This is a genomic window from Natrinema sp. H-ect1, from assembly GCF_041821105.1.
Taxonomy (GTDB): Archaea; Halobacteriota; Halobacteria; order Halobacteriales; family Natrialbaceae; genus Natrinema; species Natrinema thermotolerans.
On sequence record NZ_JBGUBA010000001.1, the window covers coordinates 396,278 to 413,636 of the forward strand.

Below are 17,359 nucleotides of genomic sequence, written 5' to 3' on the forward strand. Positions count from 1 at the left end.
AGATACCGTTTTGGATCACAATGAGACAATCTGGGACATGGATGACTATCTGGGATGACCGTATTCTGGAGATCGTTCGAGACGAGGATGCAGGACGAGTAGGAGATCTCACCGACCGGGATGGGATTAGAATCTCTCAATCATCGGTATCCCGGAGATGCAAGAAGCTTGCAGAACATGGTCTCCTCACCCCTCTCGGAAACGGAGTCTACACGATCACCGAGCGGGGCGAAGCATACCTCGACGAGGAGTACGACGCCGAAAACGAGACCTACCTCAACGGCGGCAGCTCGAGAGATGGACCGAGCGCCAGTGGAACCACTCAACCCTAATGAGCCGAAAACCCGCCCGCTGGATGTGTACGCTTGATGAACGGATTCTCGAGCATCTTTCTGAGGATCCGTGGTCGACACCGCGACATATATCTCAAGCTGTCAAACTCACTGCGTCTCGTGGGCGGGTTGAGGAGCGATGTCTGATGCTTTCTCAGGTCGGACTAGTCGCTCCGATCTTCGAGGATAGCAACATGTACGAAATCACCTGCGAAGGACAGGGATACCTCGATGGCGAGCTCGATGTTGAGAATCGGCCGGAGCCATCGCCTCGAGCGCTTCGCGGGTAGCATTTCCCGTAGATTCATTTGATAGAAAAATACACAATCAGTTGATGGAACAAGACGATCTCTCTGATATTCAGAACGATGCACGGAGTCAGAATCTAGTTCGTGCTATTGAGCGATTCATTCGAGTGTTAAACGAACAAGCAGGGGAGAAACACGCTGCGAAGGTCATTCTTGAGGGCGCTATTCTCCAAGGTAGTGAACTTGAGCAGAAGCCGGAACGATTTATTGAGAAGGAATTGATCGATCCAGTGATGCGGGTTCTCGGGTATGAACCTCGATTTCAGCCAACGGGCTTCAATGGACTTGGTGGCCGTTATCCGGACTTCACCGCACTAAACCTCGATATCACGAACTTCGGTGAGGTCAAAAAACCCGGCCGGATCGAAAATGCTCGAAAAGAATCGTTCGAGTATTTGCAGAAGGCTACTGACCGACCAATCGTCGGCATTGCTACTGACGGCTTTGTCTGGATCCTCCATACCGCGACTGATCCTCAGGAAGAGCCAGCATACACGCATCACGTTACACTCAATGATCTCTTCGAGAAGATTCGACTCGAGCAAACACAGCCGAATGCTGACCGACGGTCCCGAACTCACCTTCGGAATCTCTCTCAAAAGTTTGTAAGTCAGTTCAATGCTAGCCACGTGGAGGAACTCGTTATCGATAACTAAGGTCGTAGACGGTGTATTGACACAGTGATTACACGAATTTCATAGCCAACCGACCTTACCGCGCTCTCGTTGTTGGGCTTCAGGACTGTAGCTACCCCGGTAATGCTCAAGGAAGGTCTCGAGGTCGTTCCATCCACCCCAGTCACAGACTAAGAGCGGGTCGACGTCGTCGGAGGCGAGTGCAGTCGCCCAGGTCCGTCGGAGATCGTGGAAGCCGAGGTGATCCCAGCCGGCGTCTCCCGTCTCGTCGTACAGCTGGTCGGCAGCCGATCGCACCCACCGTCGGAGTGACCGCGTACTCGTGATCTCGACGAGCGACGAGCTGGTCGGCGCGTCGCGCACGTCGTCGACCGTCCGGATGGTCGTCGCGAGATCGCGCGGGACTGGCGTCTCACGGAACTTGTCTCCCTTCCCGTGCCACACGCGGAGCATCGTCCCAGCGTCAGTATCGACGATGTCCTCCGGTGCAACGTCGAGGACCTCGTGTGAGCGGAGCCCGCACCGCGCTCCGAGCGCGAATGCGATCCGCTGCTGGGTGTCGTCGGCCGCCTCGAGCAACTGTTCTACTTCGTTCTGGCTGAGCCAGACCTTCATGTCGTCGCGGTTCTCGTGCTGTTGGAGATTCATGCGTCCGGGTTGCCTGCATTCCGGACAAAAACCGCCAGCAATCTAGTTCTTTCGGTGGTCCTCGAGGGGGAGATCGGGCCGATTCTGTCCGACTCTTAGTGAATTCCCGGACACAGTATTCACGATAAGTGCAGGTGAAAGAGTTACCGCGGCGAGTTCGGTATCTCCGTTAATTGGTAGAAGTCCGTGCAAGATATAGAGGATACAGCCATCACATTGTTTGTTCCGGTCGATTACCTTTGGAACAGGCAGTAGGTTCTTGGAATGCGTTGATTGTGGCGTAGAGGTGCTGAAAGATGGACTACCAAGAGGGATGTGATCAACTCAATGATCACCCGATTTCATTCTAATCCTCTCTGGCCAGTTAAACACCCTAGTCTACTTCTCCGGGATATATGATAAAGAGACTTTACGGTGGTACTTCAAGACATGAGATATGCGAGCAGGAGTTATCGGAACTATCGATGGGAAGTTTGACGAGATAGAACCGTTCCATCAAACCCAAGAGCAGGATGGACGGAGGTTCACAAGGTCCTTGCAGGTGAACCGAACCAGTCACCGGGATTCTGGATATACAGTCTACGTAGGAGAGGCTGCTACACAAGTAATTGAAGACGTAGAATCTGTCAAAGTCGATCCTGAAACAGGAGAAATCAGTGTAGGTGAGCGACCTACAAAAGAGAGTAAATATACTCAATTCGTTGCGGTTCCTGGAGTGTTCATAGCCGTTTCAAGTGGCTCAGGGACATTCGCATTTGACCTGCTCCAATCCCAACATCCGGGGACCCACATTGAGAGAGCAGAACTGAACCTCAACGCTTACGCTGATGACTATTACACAGCAGAGGGAGTTGACCCTTGGCAAATCGGTTTCTATGGAAACATCGGACAAGCCGAAAAGGGAGTCGTATATGGTGAGAACGTGATATCAGATGACGACATTGGCGATGTGTTGGAACGGTCTCAGATTAATCAACTTGGTCTCCAGTATGAAATGATGGGTTATGATATGAAGGTAACATTGGCAGAGAGTGGCTACGTTGAGGTCTACAATCCGAGTAACATCGAAACTGAGGAGTTTGCAGAATATATTGCCGATGAAATTCTGGCATACGAGAAAGAGAAGTAGCGTATAGGTTGAGTTAAATTTATAACCTATCTTTCTCTGGATGGGAATATGGCATCTAAAGAGGAAGATGGGGAATTACAGTACGACGGCCATCTGTTGTTTAATGAGCTATGTCGTACTTCGGAAGTAGAAAATCCGAATCTAACTGGAGTTCCAAGAAGCATTGAGGGGTTTCTTCTTGACGAAATACTCGAGGTATTTGAGCAGGGGAATTCACGAGATCCAGGAGATGGATTTGAACGCTCCCAGGTGAGAGACTATTCAACAAAACTCCCAGAGGGGACACAGAATTTCATTGACTCACTTGTTGCTTTGCGGTATAGGGATGAATCATATAATACCGAAGAAGCAGAGGTTGAAGTTGGAAAACGCAAGAAAGTAAAGATACCTGAAGAGACATCTGTTGATGTCTTCTGGGATTCCCCGGATTATCTCTTAATTAGAGGTGCAGAAGATGAAGCAGAGGACGCACGAGAGAGTATTCAATCGAATTTCAGTGGCAATGCGAGTGTCAAAACTGTGCGTCTCAGCTTCGATTTCCTCCTATGGCTCTTCTACAAGCATGCTAACGAGGAGCCACTGAGTTCGAAATTGGAGACGGACAGATTAGCTAACGCCGAGGCCAAAGGGTCAGAAGACCTACTGGGAAAAACGAGTATCGTGGAGGATGCACCCGATGTTAGGGATGCTCCCAACTTCCTTCTCTGCTTAGTTCATGGAAAATCTGTTTCGATGCTTGAAGGCGATTTTGTAATTCAAACAGGCCCTGAGGATGACGAGGAAGAATCTGTCCGAGTAGAGGTTCAACCAGAGAAGATCCAGATCAAGGCATCAAAGGCTGGGCTTCGCAATTCGGAGAAGATCGAGAAGATGGGGTTCGCCACTCAAGTTGCCCATGAAATTTTACGGATTTATGATGAATGGGACAACAAGGACCCTGCAGATAGTGACAAAATTGTCCCTCCCGATTTCATTGCCGAGATGCTCAAACGGTGCCACGAACAGGGCGTAGACATACACAATGAGTCAACTGTCTTGCGGGTGCTGAAACAACAGGCTCGCCGACGAGATGAAGACTTGGAAGAGTACGACTTGTCGGACGCCCTTGGGTTCTTATCTGAAGATGAGGAAGAGGGTGGTGAAGAAGATGCGGAGGAACATGAAACAACCGAGGACGAAGACGGGAGTGGAGTCGCTGACGACGAAGACAGTGATGAGGGGGTGTCCGCGTAGGACGAATTAGAAAGACATGTACCCAAGCAGCCCTGATCCAAAGCCGCTGAATAAGAAAGGCCTTTCGCAGAAAGATTAATCTATGGACTCTATCCGACGTGCCAACCGAGGTAATATAGGGCGGCAAGACATATCTGAAATTTCTTCTGAGTCGGTTAGAGTCGAAATTGATCCAGAGGGCGAAACGGCTGATCCGATCGTTGAAGACTACCCATATTCATATCAGACAGAATATACAGGTACGGTATATTATCAGGAGAGTAGTCCCATTCCGTCCCTGTCTCCTAACGAAGAAGCTATCAGTTTCCGGTATCGAGAAGAATCCGGCCTGTTCATCTTGCAGGGAAAGATTGACGAAACTAAATCAAGAGCTATCCTTCAGAGCTTAAATAAGAGGTTGGAAGATGAGGCCGATGATGTTCTAATGTCCGTTAGCTATGGACGGGTTAATCTCTGGTCTTTCATTTGTAGCGCCAGAACCCAAACACAGATAGTAGTGAGGGATGAGAGCGGGAACAAACTCTCCGATGAGGACATTGCTCACCTAAGCCAGAGGGAATTGGCACAAGACTATTCACTTGACCAAGCAAGAGCTGTCTTCTATCATCAGGGGGAACGGATCAATGTCAGTTACGATTCAGGGATTCTAAACTTCGTAGACTCAGTTTCCAGTGACGGAAAAGAATACGTCTTACAGCTATTCGAGAAATACGTCGTTGCTGGCGCGGTTCTCGAACAATTTGAAAGTCTCGAATGATGATTATGTTCCCTCTCCAGAACGCTTTGCAATCACCGATTCCTTGGGGGAACGACTATATCACACTCATAGTCACCGGACTGGTTGTTGCGTATGTAGTTTATCTACTGGGATGGAACGGAGGTGATGACTCAAAAGAGAAAACAGATGGTGGGCAGGATGTAGACCAAGACCTAAACGTAGATCAGAATCAGGAAGTAGGTGGCCAAGATGTAGACCAAGAAGTCGGCGCGCAGGATGTAGACCAGGAAGTAGGTGGCCAAGATGTAGACCAAGAAGTCGGCGCGCAGGATGTAGACCAAGAAACTGAACAAAATGTCAATCAAAATGTTGACGTCGACGTCTACGCGGGAGACAGTGACTCTGGTAACGAAGTCGAGAGTGAATCACAGAATCCTCTTGACGAGTGTCTAAATTGCTATCCAAAGAACTTGGAGGATGGTAGTATTGACACTATTAACGATACCAGAAACGAGATCCCGACTTTCAAGAGCGAAGGAGAAGCCGAAGTTACCGTCGACTGGCCCAGTGAACAGGGCCCGTCGTGGATACTTGTGGACGGTGGGACCGAAGTCTATGTCAATTTCAAAGACAAGCCGGGTAATATGGATTTTGATGGAAAACGTTTTAGGGTGGGCGAAAATTCAAATATAGAACACTTCGACATCGAGTTTTCCGCACCCACCCTTTCAGGAACACAAGAAGTGCAATTCCAAGACCTTTCTACTGGAGATATTATCCACACAGAGACGTTGACCAGACTTTAGATATTATGATCAGTATGCTGGTGTTTGGTTTTACATGACTCGGCGGGACGATATATCCAATTTAAACTCAACTTAGCAATCGCTCTGTTACAGATCAGGCCGATCCTTGTGCTGCATTCGCGCCTTGGCATGGCGACACAAACAGCCTCTGATTTTGACAAAGGCAGTGCAGTCAGTTTACACTCTGTACTCAGCAGACCATAGTGTCCTCGATCTGCGTATTTGTCCATACAGAACGTGAGGAGTCGCGCTATCAGCACGGAAATCAGCTTGAATTTCTGCTCAAACGTCCTCGAGGAGTGGGTTCGCGGACACCACGGAACGCTAAGGACAACGGATATATCCGTCTCTCCTCGTAGTAGTAAGCCAATCAGATGCCGACTCGAGTTGTTCATCAACACCATCCGGACGATATCAACTACTCTCTCGAGGATGTCAGTACGGATCCGGATGCGTTCGAGGACAAACTCAGCGACCCAGCTGACGATGTCAAGGTGATGGACTACTCGCTGCCGAACGGCGATGTACGTGTACTCTATACGCCGGGGGTGTCGGGAACGGCCGACGATCTCGATCGGGAAATCAGCCCCGCGCAGTTGCAGGACGATTTAGACCCGATGGATCCGACGAGCCGAGTTGTCGCGATCTGGCTGCTCAAATTCTTCGCGGAGATGCAGCAGGAAGAGCGGGAAAACGGTGATGAGCTTGCGATCTACAAAAACCTCGAGATCGATCGCGTACCGGAGGCGTTAGACCACGTCTCGTGGGACGGCTCTGTGACCGATGTTGCCGGGAGTCTCATGTCAAATCTGATCCTCAGACACTCGCTTCCGAACGCGAATCATCGAACAGGCATTACGATGGCCCAAACCTACCTCGAGGCAGCAGGGGCCGATTTTGAAACGCCGAAAACGCACACGGAAGAGTACGAATGGCGCGAGTGGGTCGATCCCTATATCGTCGAATCAAAGCGGCTGCTAACCGTGCGACGACACAACCTGTACTTCCTCACGCTGAAACGGAACGGGTGTGAAATCGTCCGCCGGAAGCACGATATCGAGATTCCACTTGGTGACTACGAACTCGATATGCGCTACTATGAGGCGTGGGAGGAATACGCCAAACTACATGAAGCACATTGCATCGAGTTCGCCGAGGAACTGGCTGCTCGAGGGGGAGAGGCAGACCTCGTCCAAGAGCCAGCTCTAACCGAAGAAGCGTTTATCGACTTTCTGCGTGCGGAAAACGGCAGTCCTGGTACGAAGACGGAGTAACGATTAGTCGCGAAGGTGCGCGTTCGACCGCGCCAATTCTTGAAGCCGCTCGTTGTCCGGAATGTCGTACTCTTCACTGACATCGCGAACAGCTTCTTGTAGCGACATGGTTGCTGGAGATGTCTATGGGGTTGGCAGAGATAAAACTTCCCAACATTCCTCTGTTTTCTGCGGTTATCAGCGGTACCAGATAAAGTGGTCAATATCGGTCCCTATGGTGCGGGATAATCTTCCGGGTCAATAACCGAAACTTCCCACGTTCCTGTATCGGTCCGTGTCACCCGCACTGGCTGATCTTTCACGTTGCCCTCTTCGTCGACCAATCCAAGCGCCCGAAGCTCGCCCTTCGGGAGTACAACGCCGCCAGACGTACGACCAACTTGTGTCAACTGGTGGATCGGCATGGCTACGTTCCTAACTGGTGCTGAACCTGTTTAAACATTAGTCTCACCAGTACGAGACTATGATATTCCCGACCGCTATCACTCGCTCTCGAGTCCCATCGAAGCATGGGTGCAGACAACCCGCCACCGACTGACGAGAAGCCTATCGACGAGGTCTACCACGACCGGAATCTCCTCGCGATCGCCTTCGCGAGAGCGATCCGCCTTACCTGGGGCCCGAACACCGCGGGCTGGTACTGGCACGACGGGTGGCCCGTCGTCTGGGTCGATACGCCGACCGGCCAGAAATCCTGGCACGTCACCCCCGACCTCGAGGATGTCCTCGAGCGCTCGTCGCTCCAACAGACCGAACCGACCGGCGGCTACGACGGCCACTCGCGGACGCTGAAGAACTGTCGCCTCGCCCGCTACATCACCGGAACCTACTGATGACCGAACGGATCGAGTTCGGATCGAAAGCGGCGGCCGACCAGTTCCGCGACGAGTACGCCGACCACCTCTGCAGTGACGACGATCGCCGACTCAAGACCGTCGCGATCTCCTCGGACGCACCCGACCACGTCCTCGAGACGGCGACGGTCGAAGCGTCCGATGGCCAGACCGACCGTGACGGCTCGGGACAGCTCCCGCTCGAGGACCACGAAATCGAGTCGATCGACTGGTCGAAGGGGCGGGCGAACGTCCCGTGGGCCCGCTCGATCAAGGCGGCGATGCGCGACGAGGGCGTCGACGACTGGCTCGCCTACCTCGATCCGTCGCTCACCGTCGACGAACACCGCGAGGTTGCCAAGCGGGCCACTCGAGACGAGCGCGGCGATCGCCTCGATGCCGAATCGGATGTCGACGAGCAACTCGCCCAGACGCGAGCTGCAGGCGATCAATGCGGCAACGCGGCGACCCACTGTGAGGACGGCGACGATGCCGCCTGCGAGTTCCTCACCGACGAGTGTGGCTTCGACGAATCGGAGGTACAGACGCTGCTCTCCGATTTCGACGACGAAATCCCGTCCGACGAAATTACCGGGAAGTGGCTCGGTGCGATCCGTCGGGCCTGGCAAGGCTACCACAACGCGACCGACACGCTCGAGGCGGCCCTCGCGGAAGCCGGCGATTCGGTCAACCACGCGATCGCCGCGGCGAAGGCCATCAATGGCATCCGCCGAGCGCACGGTCAAGACGAAATCCAAGCGTTCACCGAACTCGAGCGACTGCAGCGGCCCCTTCGGTGGGATCCGACAACCGAGATCGTCGACGGGCTCGACGGTGACGACGATATCGACGAGCCACCACTCACCGACGACCGTCAGCTCGAGGACGAGACCGGCGAGACGCTGTTCGACCACGCAGTGAACGAGCCCGACGAAGGGACCGACAGCCCCTCGAGGGAGTTCCGTGCGGCCCAGCAAGACGGCTACCTCCGACAAGGTGACAGCGACGATCCCGACGAACGCGAGGGACTCGGCCAGTTCGGAGCGAGGCGTAGCGACACGAAAGCACTCGAGGACTTCGAGAGCGACACATGACAGGCTACTTCTGCCCCGTAGAGGGGTGCGAAAAGCACGAAGACGAATGGGACGACGACCAACCGCCTTTCACCTCGAAGGAGGGGGTTCAGGGCCACGTCAACGCCAAGCCCGACGACGACCACCAGCGAGCAAGGGATCAAGGGGCGTGGGTAGGGGCCCCCGTGGCAGGCAAAGCAGGGGACGGCGAGGGGGGCGAGAGCGACGACGACCAGCAAACCGACCAGCAAGAAGGGGGCGATCAGGGGGCCTCGAGCGGTGGCTCGGACCCCTCGACCACCCCCTCGAGCGACGACGACATGACCACGACCAACGACGACCAACCGGACGACCAGGGAGAACCCGCAGACAGCACCGACCCGTGGGACCCAGACGACCAGGGAGACGACCAGCAAACAGGGGGCCCTCAGGGGCCCTCGAGCGGTGGGTCGACCCCCTCGACCGGCCCCTCGTTCGGCGGCCCGAGTCTTCGGACGACCGCACTCCTGATCGGGACGGCCGTCGCGATCGCCGTCGTGATCGTTCTGTGGCGACGCCGCCGGTCGGACTCAATCGATGCCGACTCGGCCGACCCGACCCCCGACGACGAGGACGAGTCGACCGGCAACGGCATCGACCGCGAAAGCGGGGGTGGCCTCCGGTGAGCGACGCGGTCGACGAGTCCGAGGACGACCTCGAGGACACCGGTGACGAACCCGGACCCGAACTCGAGGAGGACGCCTATGCGGAGGTCGACCCGGAGATCGCCGAGCAGGTCGCTGCGGCCGACGCCGAGGATGATGCCGACGACGCCGGCGACGAGGTAGACGTCGACGACCCAGCGGACGATTCGGACGCCAGCGACGGCGCGGATGACTCGCCGAACGACCTCACTCCCGGCCACATCTACTGCAAGGCGCTCGGAGCAGGTGCGACCATCGGGCAGGAACGGATGGGGTCGGGCGTCGACGACCGATCGGAGTCGATCGAGGAGTACGCGGCCCTCGCGAAGGACCTCGACTTGGACGACTACTTCGACCAGTGGTACGCCGAGAACTTCGGCGGAGATCCCGACCTCGGGCCCGGACAGGGGCTCGTAGCGTTCACGTCGCTGTTCGCGGTGATGGTCCTCGTCGAGGACGCGGAGATGCTCGACGGCGCGCTCGATTCGATGAACGACCTGTCGATGGAGGAAGCATGAATCTGCGAAACCTTGCAACCGGCGGAGATCCACGGAAAGCGATGGCAGAACAGTTCTTCAAGAGCCAGCAGGCCGAGGCGTTCCTCTCGATCGTCGCCCATCGCGAGCGGCGGATGATGGAGGCCGTCGCCGACCTCCAGGAGGCGGCCGGCGACGACATCGAACCCCTCGAGGGACTGCCGTCAGTCGACGACCGCGTCGGTCAAATCCGCTCGATGGCCCTCGCGATGATCGACGGCTCGCTCCCCTCGTGGTACGTCACGGAGGCGATGCACGACCTCGAGAACCCCGAGGAGGCCGCTCAGTACGCCGATCAGACGGCGGAAGAGTGGCAAGAAACCAAAGAGACGTGGGCCGACCGCTACCGTGAGCAGGGAATCGAGGGCGGCGTCGACGAACTCGCGACGGCTCACGTCCGGACCCGCTTCGATGTCGACGACCTCGAGACGTTCCGCGAGGCCGTCATCGAGTGGTCCGACGAGAGACGCCAAGCCGTCCTCGAGGAGGCCCTCGCCGGCGGACTCGAGATGGCCGAGCAAGGCATCTACGAGGTAGCGGAGGACCTCGAGGGATGAACCTCGCGTTCGGTGCCCGGACGAACTGGGGGAAGAGCTACGGGCTGCAGGCGTACACCGAGCGGAACGCACCGGAGTACGACCGAACGGTCCTCGTCGACTACAAAGACGAGTACACAGGGCTGGTCGAGTCGGGACTCCTGCAGCGTCTTCCGATCCGACCCGGCACGGAGAACCTGTCTCGGGCCGAGTGGCGGCGGATCCTCGAGGACAACGGAAACCTGCAACTCGGCCGCGACGGGATGACCGACGACGCCTGGCGGGAGACGATTGCGACGGTGATCGAGGCGCTGGCCCAGCTGGACGAGCGGACGTTCCTCGGGTTGGACGAGGCCCATCGACTCGCGCCGCAGGGGAAGGGCTACCCGGACGCTTTCGACACGCTCGCGACGACGTGGCACGGCGACGGGATGGGCGTCGGGTGGGTCACCCAGCGCTTCGCGAAACTCGACGAAGACATCGCCTCACAGTGTCAGGCGTCGATGCTCGGCGGCTTCGGCTCCGGCAACGACCTCGACAAGGTCCGCGGCATCGTCGAGTACCCGGCCGACGTTCACAAAGCCGACGCGGAGCGATGCCCGCGGACGCTCCCCGACGATCTCCTCGTCGACGGCGAGCCCCTGACGCTCCGCCGGTTCAGCGATGACGCGGGCAACACGATCGGGTCCGAGTGGATCTACTCGGACGACACGACGCTGCAGCGGATCGACTCGCGCGATTGGACGCTCAACAGCACGCACTACGGCAGCGACCGAGTCCGGATCAAACACCCCTTCGACGACTAACTCACGATGAGAACCGACATCACGCTCCGCGGGAGCAAGGCCGACCAGTTCGAACGGATTCAAGATCGCCTCGAGGACCGTCGCGGTCACGAACTTTCGCGGGCCGATGTCGTTGGGGCCCTGATGGCGGACTTCGAACAGGACCTCGAAGACGATCGTGGCCGACAGCGGCCGCGGCCGTGACGGCGGTCCGCGGGCAACTGCGGGCAACCGCTGCGGTCCGCGTCGGCTGACTGCGGTTCTAACGCGCTCTTATTCCTGTTTTCGGCTGTTTGGTCGGATCGCATGGCAATGCAATTCGATCAGGCCACGGAGGTCCTGACTGACAGTGACGTGTGGATGGATGTCGGCTTCGTCGCGGGGGGCTACCTCGTCCCGTACCTCATCGACACCGCGACGGGGACGATGCTCCCCTCGGAAATCTTCGGTATCGGTGGGATGGCCGTCGGCGAGATGGTCGTCAACAACCGTGCATTCACCCTCGGCTCGGGCGCGTTCGCCGTCCGCGAGGCTGCCGAGCGCTTCAACGCCCAGGGCATGATCAACGAGGTGCTGGCCTAAATGAGCCTCTCTCTCTACGCCGCTCTCGGCGACTCGAGCAAGTACGTCGAGACGGAGACGAACGTCACCGACCAGCTGACGCCGGTCCTCTCGATCGATCCCAAAGACGGTGTGGGCGTTCTCATCCGCAACGCCGTCGACATGGGGAGCAAGGTCGGCGTCCCGATCTACGCGAAGTTTCGCGACGCCGACGGCAACCCGCTCCCCGCAGACACTCGCGTTGCGCTCGGCTACCAGGCACCGACCGACGAGAGCGTTCAGGTCGTCTCCGACCCGAAGTCGACGATCGCGAGCTACATCAAAAATTCCGTCTCGGATCAGCAGGACGACCGCAAGGTCGACGCCATCAAGCACCAGCTCAAGGGCGAGAAGCTCGAGGTACGGGACATCGACGAAGCGTACATCCTCGTCGATTCCTCCGAACCGATCGATCACACCCAGAGTGAGATCTACTTCGAGGAAGCGGCGCTCGCGGAGGTGGACCTCGAGTAATGGCGGTCAAACACAAGCTCAAGTCGGCAAACTGGGTTCCCGGCAGTGTCTCTCTCCGAGAGTTCGAGACCCAGGCGGCCACTCCCGGCGAGGCGAGTGTCGTCGCCGAGATCCAGCTCGGTCGGCCGCTCCAACTCCGCGACGACCCTGACAGCGAACTACGGGTCGTCCTCCCGGCCCACGAACACTTCACGACCAACGGGACTGCCGACGATCAGGAGACGTTCGAACTCGGTCACAACCTGATCGAGTGTCCGACCACCGAGTCGTTCGTCCTCTACGAAGACGGCGCGGTCGTCGATCCGGACAGCGTCGACTACGACGCCAACGCCTTCGATTACACTTCGGGCGGGACCGATACCGACCTCGACGTCTTCTACGTTCCCCGCGATCCGGCGGCGGTTGAGATCCGCAAGACCGCGCCCGGAGCGGGCGGCAAGGTCAATCAGACGCTCAAGGAGGCACAGACGGCGATCCTGCACACTCGCGACCAGGCCCAGCAGGAGATCCGGTTCGGCTTCGATCGGACGCCCCTGCAGCCGTACCTTCCCCGCAAGTTCCGGCTGCAGGTCGTCGTCGACGCACCGTACAAGGTCGCGTTCGAGGCCCCCGAGCGGGCCAACGGGACGCCTCGAGCGCGAAACGCCCTGCTGTCGCTGCCGCGGTTCCAGACCGAGGCCCGTATCGACGGGCTGGGCGCGGCGGTCAAGCAGGACATGATCGGAGTCCGGGGGTGATCCCCCGTGCAGGGCGGTCTTTCCGAAGGAACTGGACCCGGAGAGGTAGCAGTGACGACGACTACGTCGTCCGAAGCGACTGCGACCACGACCTCGAGGCCGGCGAACCAGAATCAACCCCAGCAGCCGCCGGAGAGCCCGACGGCACGGCTCGTCTACGGGACGCAGTGGACGCAGGACGACATCATGATCGGTCTGCTCGCGCTGCAGGCGGTGCTGCTGGTGTTCGTCACGATTCGCTCATGAACGGACACACGCAGGGGCTCGTGACGGGCCCCACTGACAGTATCGACAGGGAGGTGAGCTAGATGCCGGGACCTGCAGCGGCCCTGGCTGCTGGCGAAGCGGCCGACAAGGCCGGCGACGCCGCCGAACCCGCTGCCGAGGCCGTGAGCAACGTCTCTGACAACTTCAGCGACGCAGCCAAGAACAGCCGCGGGTTCAACATCGCGATGATCGTCGGCGTCGCGATCGTCGGCTACGTCGTCTATCGCTGGATGCAGACGATGCGTGGACCCGGCCAGACTGCCGACGGGATCGGCGACGCACTCGGCAACATCGTCGGCGGGACGACCAACGCAGCCGGTGGAGCCGGCGACGCCGCAGCCGGTGTCGGTGGCGCGATCGGCGACATCTGGGGCGGCTCGACCGACGCAGCCGGCGGAATCGGTGGCGCGATCGGCGACGTGTGGGGCGGCGCGACCGATCTCGCGGACGGCGCGAGCGACTTCGGTGGCGATGTCCTGGGCGATGTCTGGGGCGGCTCGACCGATGCCGCGGACGGCGTCGGCGATGCGATCGGCGACACCTTCGATGGGGTCACCGATGCCGGCGGCAACCTCTTCGGCGGTCTGATGGGTGCCGGTGACGACGCGGCCGACGCCGGCGGTGATATGGTCGACGGCGCGACCGATGCCGGCGGCAACCTCATCGACGGTGCAACCGACGCCGGTGGAAACTTCGTCGACGGCGCGACCGACGCTGGCGGGAACTTCGTCGACGGTGCCGGCGATGCCGTGGGCAACCTCACCGGAGGGCTGATCTAGAATGGAACCCACCGCCTTGCTCAACAACTTCGGCTTCCCGACCGTCGCGTTCCTGCTCATGTACCGCCTGTACCTGAAAGAACGCGACCAACGCCGCGAGGAGCGGAGCAAGTGGCTCGGTGCGATCCAAGAACACACGGCTGCCGTGCGCGATCTCCGGCGCGACGTGCGGACGGTCGCGACCGACGGCGGCGAACAGGAGGGTGAGGCATCGTGATCGGCTCGTCGACGGTCGGCCCCAACAGCCCCATCGAACGCGTCCTCGAGGACTACGGCGTCGGTGCCTCCTCCTGGGGCGAGGACCTTGTCGAGAGCGACACCGAGCGACTGCTCCTCGCGCTCCTGCTCGAGCATCGGGGAGAGAACGCGGTCGAGGCGCTCAACCCCGAAGCGGACGACAGCCAGGAGGCGGCGTACTTCGTCACCGAGACGCCGCTCGCAGTGACCTCGACCGACGAGGAACGGCTCAACTGGGGGTTCCCAGCGTCCTCTGTGACGGTCTGGGGCTTCACCGAGCCGATTTACGTCGCGTTCCGCTCGGACGGCGACTATCGCAAGATCCCTCTCGAGCCGGGCAACGCGCCGTATCACGAAGCCCCGCCCGGCGGGCTCGGTGCCTCGAGTGCTTGGATTCGGAAGCGGAGCGACGACACGAACGATACGCAGGTAATCGTCAAAGCTAACAAATGACTACTATCGGAGAGAAAACGGCAGACTACGCGACGTTCATCGACGATCTCGTCGGCGCACTCACTGGATTCGGCAACTGGAGTGACGCCGACAGCTACGTCCAGAACGACGGTACTGGGAAGACGGACAACGAAGACGGAACGGAGTGGCACAACAACGGCCGCGTCCTCGAGGACACCAACACCGGGACCTACCTGCTGTTGTACCTCCACCACTCCCGATTCGACAATCACGACAACGACGATGTATCGGGCGTTCGGCTCGTCTACTCGTCGGACTGGAATACGTCCGAACACTACCCAGCCGGCGACACGAACATCGGCAACGCCGATGCGAACGACCTCACGAACAACGTCGGGTTCCAACTTCGCGATAGCTACACCGACGTAGTCACCCAGTCGTACGACCGGTACAACGGTTCCACGTACGGTATCTGGGGCAGCTCGAATTCCCTGAATCGAGACGTACTCCGGGGAACGAGCGTCAGCTACATCATGTCCGTGAACGCCGACGGGTTCAACATCGGTCTCTGGAACGACAACGACGGCAACAACGGAATCGCCTGTATGACGGTCTTCGACTACCTCGGTAGTCGATTCTTCAACGATCCATCCGTCCCGTTCCTCGCGGCGACTCGAACCTCGTTCCGGTGCCACAGTGTGGCCTACGGATTCAATTCCTACTGGTCGCAATCCCGAACCTTCGACGTGGACGCAGTCGGCCACGGTTCCGCGCCGCTCGAGGCAGCCGATTGGGGAATCATCAACCCCTCGAGCGAGGACGACACGTTCTTCTTCCGCTATCCGGCGGTCTACAAGAACACGAATCAAAGCGTGCCCGTCGCCTACCTCAACGAGGCCGTCCCGAACGATGCCCAGGAGGGCGGCGCACACGGCGACGATTTCACTCACGACGGCACGAGCTACAAGGTCTTCAAGCAGTCGGGAGCAAGCCGCAATAACGTCGTCAGCGCCGGTCTACGGAACGAATAACCATGGTCACGCTCACCACCGCTGCTGCGATGGACAACGGCGGCATAGCGACGACACCGCTCACGACGATCTCCCGTCTCAGTCCGTCGAACGATCCGGTCAGGCAGACGGTGGCGTTCGACTCTCGAGCAGGGGACGGACGTGCCTCGTCGGCACAGCGGACCCGATCGCCCGGCCCGCTGTCTACAGACCCAACGACAGGGTTTACCACGACCACACGGCTCGGAGCGGAAAATACGCCACTTCGGCGGTCAGTTCCCTTCGACCCACTGGGTGCAGGGATAGCCCGACGGACCCCACAGACACGTTCATCGTTCGGTGTCTCCCTCGAGCAGACCACACTCATTCCCGGCTCGTATTTCCGCTCACTACGGGGCATCGCGATCGACACGGACGGGAACCCCCTTGGCGACGCGAAGTACATCATGGCGATGGGCGATCTCCCGACGGTCGGCCCGGTCGCGGACGACGGGACGTTCACCGTCTACACGCTCCGCTCGAACTACGACGACTTCGTCCTCGTCGCCAACTCTGGGCGAGAGGGCGTCGACTATACCTGGTACACGCCGGTCGACGTAGAGATCGGTCCGTCCGAGAACGATGTCGTCCTCGTCTTCGAATCGCGCAAGCTGACCGGGCTATACGCCGGACCAGGGACTGAAATGGGCGGCTCGCTTCGGTAAACGGCGATCGAGAGAAAGGCGACGAGGGCCGCTTACGCGACTGCTTTTTCGCCCGGTTCGACGGTGTCCTCTCCGTCGATAATATACCGCATCGGCGGGACGATCACCCAGACGTGCTGGTTCCCCGTCCATACCGACACGTAGCCCTCGCTCTCGAGGGGCTTGATGATCTCGTCGAGGACGGCGCTCTTGGGCGTGGTGTTGTCGTATAGCTTGTTCTTGGCCATCTCGAGTTTGACGCGGCGCTTGCTCTTGTGGGGTGCCGACGCCCGCTCGTGGAGGATGCGGTACGCTTCGGCGAGTCGTTCGTCGTCGGGTAGCACCGGCTGGGGCGCGTCGAGATCACCTTTCGCCTCGACTTCTTTCTGGACCAGCTCGCGAAGCTTCTCGCTCCGGTTCATGTCCTCGCGGTCGGCGATCTCGTCGAGCGTCTCGAGCAACTCGTCGGGACAGCCGAACGAGACGCGGCTCGAGGGGTCGTGATCCATCCGTCCCATCAGTGGCTCACCCCGATTTGCATATCCCGTGAATACGGGGACGGCGTCGGGATGTGCAGTTCGTATGCAAGGGGGGTGGGGATGCCTACGGAGGCGGTTATCGCGCGGGTG

At 58.7% G+C, this 17,359-nt stretch carries 25 protein-coding genes; 23 read left to right on the forward strand and 2 right to left on the reverse strand.

All coding sequences use genetic code 11. From position 1 onward, the window contains the following. Positions 1–20 precede the first annotated feature (20 nt). Entirely contained in the window at positions 21–332 is a 312-nt protein-coding gene (locus ACERIM_RS02035) for a PhiH1 repressor (RefSeq protein WP_373630979.1), read from the forward strand. 334 nt (positions 333–666) lie between these two features. Beyond that, a complete protein-coding gene (locus tag ACERIM_RS02040) occupies positions 667–1,296 on the forward strand; it encodes a hypothetical protein (protein WP_373630981.1) in 630 nt (209 codons plus the stop codon). Between the two features lie 39 nt (positions 1,297–1,335). Here the strand turns inward: ACERIM_RS02040 and ACERIM_RS02045 are convergent, their stop codons facing one another. Next, positions 1,336–1,923, reverse strand: coding sequence for a tyrosine-type recombinase/integrase (locus ACERIM_RS02045; RefSeq protein ID WP_373630982.1), 588 nt, complete (start codon positions 1,921–1,923; stop codon positions 1,336–1,338). Positions 1,924–2,359: 436 nt separating this feature from the next. Here ACERIM_RS02045 and ACERIM_RS02050 point away from each other — a divergent pair, with 436 nt between their 5' ends. From ACERIM_RS02050 to ACERIM_RS02150, 21 genes are all read left to right on the forward strand, one after another. Then, a complete protein-coding gene (locus tag ACERIM_RS02050; RefSeq protein ID WP_373630983.1) occupies positions 2,360–3,052 on the forward strand; it encodes a hypothetical protein in 693 nt (230 codons plus the stop codon). 48 nt (positions 3,053–3,100) lie between these two features. Continuing rightward, entirely contained in the window at positions 3,101–4,285 is a 1,185-nt protein-coding gene (locus ACERIM_RS02055) for a hypothetical protein (protein WP_373630984.1), read from the forward strand. 82 nt (positions 4,286–4,367) lie between these two features. Beyond that, entirely contained in the window at positions 4,368–5,042 is a 675-nt protein-coding gene (locus ACERIM_RS02060) for a hypothetical protein (RefSeq protein WP_373630986.1), read from the forward strand. A gap of 5 nt (positions 5,043–5,047) precedes the next feature. Next, entirely contained in the window at positions 5,048–5,809 is a 762-nt protein-coding gene (locus tag ACERIM_RS02065; RefSeq protein WP_373630987.1) for a hypothetical protein, read from the forward strand. Positions 5,810–6,183: 374 nt separating this feature from the next. Continuing rightward, on the forward strand, positions 6,184–7,083 hold the full coding sequence (locus ACERIM_RS02070; RefSeq protein ID WP_006649193.1) for a hypothetical protein: 900 nt from the start codon (positions 6,184–6,186) through the stop codon (positions 7,081–7,083). A 509-nt stretch (positions 7,084–7,592) separates the two neighbouring features. Beyond that, positions 7,593–7,916, forward strand: a complete 324-nt coding sequence (locus ACERIM_RS02075) for a hypothetical protein (RefSeq protein ID WP_373630988.1) — start codon at positions 7,593–7,595, stop codon at positions 7,914–7,916. After that, positions 7,916–9,010: a hypothetical protein gene (locus ACERIM_RS02080; RefSeq protein WP_373630990.1), complete on the forward strand. Its 1,095-nt coding sequence runs from the start codon at positions 7,916–7,918 to the stop codon at positions 9,008–9,010. Before ACERIM_RS02075 ends, ACERIM_RS02080 begins: the two co-directional genes overlap by 1 nt. Next, a complete protein-coding gene (locus ACERIM_RS02085; RefSeq protein WP_373630992.1) occupies positions 9,007–9,654 on the forward strand; it encodes a hypothetical protein in 648 nt (215 codons plus the stop codon). Before ACERIM_RS02080 ends, ACERIM_RS02085 begins: the two co-directional genes overlap by 4 nt. After that, on the forward strand, positions 9,651–10,190 hold the full coding sequence (locus ACERIM_RS02090) for a hypothetical protein (protein ID WP_373630993.1): 540 nt from the start codon (positions 9,651–9,653) through the stop codon (positions 10,188–10,190). The genes ACERIM_RS02085 and ACERIM_RS02090 overlap by 4 nt, the downstream gene beginning before the upstream one ends. Beyond that, entirely contained in the window at positions 10,187–10,765 is a 579-nt protein-coding gene (locus ACERIM_RS02095; protein ID WP_373630995.1) for a hypothetical protein, read from the forward strand. Before ACERIM_RS02090 ends, ACERIM_RS02095 begins: the two co-directional genes overlap by 4 nt. After that, on the forward strand, positions 10,762–11,550 hold the full coding sequence (locus ACERIM_RS02100) for an ATP-binding protein (RefSeq protein ID WP_373630996.1): 789 nt from the start codon (positions 10,762–10,764) through the stop codon (positions 11,548–11,550). Before ACERIM_RS02095 ends, ACERIM_RS02100 begins: the two co-directional genes overlap by 4 nt. A gap of 6 nt (positions 11,551–11,556) precedes the next feature. Further along, a complete protein-coding gene (locus ACERIM_RS02105) occupies positions 11,557–11,733 on the forward strand; it encodes a hypothetical protein (RefSeq protein ID WP_006649200.1) in 177 nt (58 codons plus the stop codon). Positions 11,734–11,835: 102 nt separating this feature from the next. Continuing rightward, positions 11,836–12,111, forward strand: a complete 276-nt coding sequence (locus ACERIM_RS02110) for a hypothetical protein (protein ID WP_373630997.1) — start codon at positions 11,836–11,838, stop codon at positions 12,109–12,111. Continuing rightward, positions 12,112–12,603: a hypothetical protein gene (locus tag ACERIM_RS02115; protein WP_373630999.1), complete on the forward strand. Its 492-nt coding sequence runs from the start codon at positions 12,112–12,114 to the stop codon at positions 12,601–12,603. Continuing rightward, positions 12,603–13,340: a hypothetical protein gene (locus ACERIM_RS02120; protein WP_373631000.1), complete on the forward strand. Its 738-nt coding sequence runs from the start codon at positions 12,603–12,605 to the stop codon at positions 13,338–13,340. The genes ACERIM_RS02115 and ACERIM_RS02120 overlap by 1 nt, the downstream gene beginning before the upstream one ends. A 6-nt stretch (positions 13,341–13,346) precedes the next feature. Next, the gene (locus tag ACERIM_RS02125) at positions 13,347–13,586 is read left to right on the forward strand and encodes a hypothetical protein (RefSeq protein ID WP_373631002.1); all 240 of its coding nucleotides are present in this window, start codon (positions 13,347–13,349) and stop codon (positions 13,584–13,586) included. 62 nt (positions 13,587–13,648) lie between these two features. After that, positions 13,649–14,386, forward strand: a complete 738-nt coding sequence (locus ACERIM_RS02130) for a phage tail protein (protein WP_373631004.1) — start codon at positions 13,649–13,651, stop codon at positions 14,384–14,386. A gap of 1 nt (position 14,387) precedes the next feature. After that, positions 14,388–14,603 (forward strand): hypothetical protein, encoded by a 216-nt coding sequence (locus ACERIM_RS02135; RefSeq protein ID WP_373631006.1) that lies wholly within the window; start codon positions 14,388–14,390, stop codon positions 14,601–14,603. Further along, positions 14,600–15,076, forward strand: coding sequence for a hypothetical protein (locus ACERIM_RS02140; protein ID WP_373631007.1), 477 nt, complete (start codon positions 14,600–14,602; stop codon positions 15,074–15,076). Before ACERIM_RS02135 ends, ACERIM_RS02140 begins: the two co-directional genes overlap by 4 nt. Next, complete coding sequence (locus ACERIM_RS02145) at positions 15,073–16,068, forward strand: hypothetical protein (protein WP_373631009.1); 996 nt, start codon at positions 15,073–15,075, stop codon at positions 16,066–16,068. Before ACERIM_RS02140 ends, ACERIM_RS02145 begins: the two co-directional genes overlap by 4 nt. A 425-nt stretch (positions 16,069–16,493) precedes the next feature. Further along, positions 16,494–16,751 (forward strand): hypothetical protein, encoded by a 258-nt coding sequence (locus tag ACERIM_RS02150; protein WP_373631010.1) that lies wholly within the window; start codon positions 16,494–16,496, stop codon positions 16,749–16,751. Between the two features lie 32 nt (positions 16,752–16,783). Here ACERIM_RS02150 and ACERIM_RS02155 read toward each other — a convergent pair whose 3' ends face one another. Next, the gene (locus ACERIM_RS02155; protein ID WP_373631012.1) at positions 16,784–17,248 is read right to left on the reverse strand and encodes a ribbon-helix-helix domain-containing protein; all 465 of its coding nucleotides are present in this window, start codon (positions 17,246–17,248) and stop codon (positions 16,784–16,786) included. Positions 17,249–17,359 lie beyond the last annotated feature (111 nt).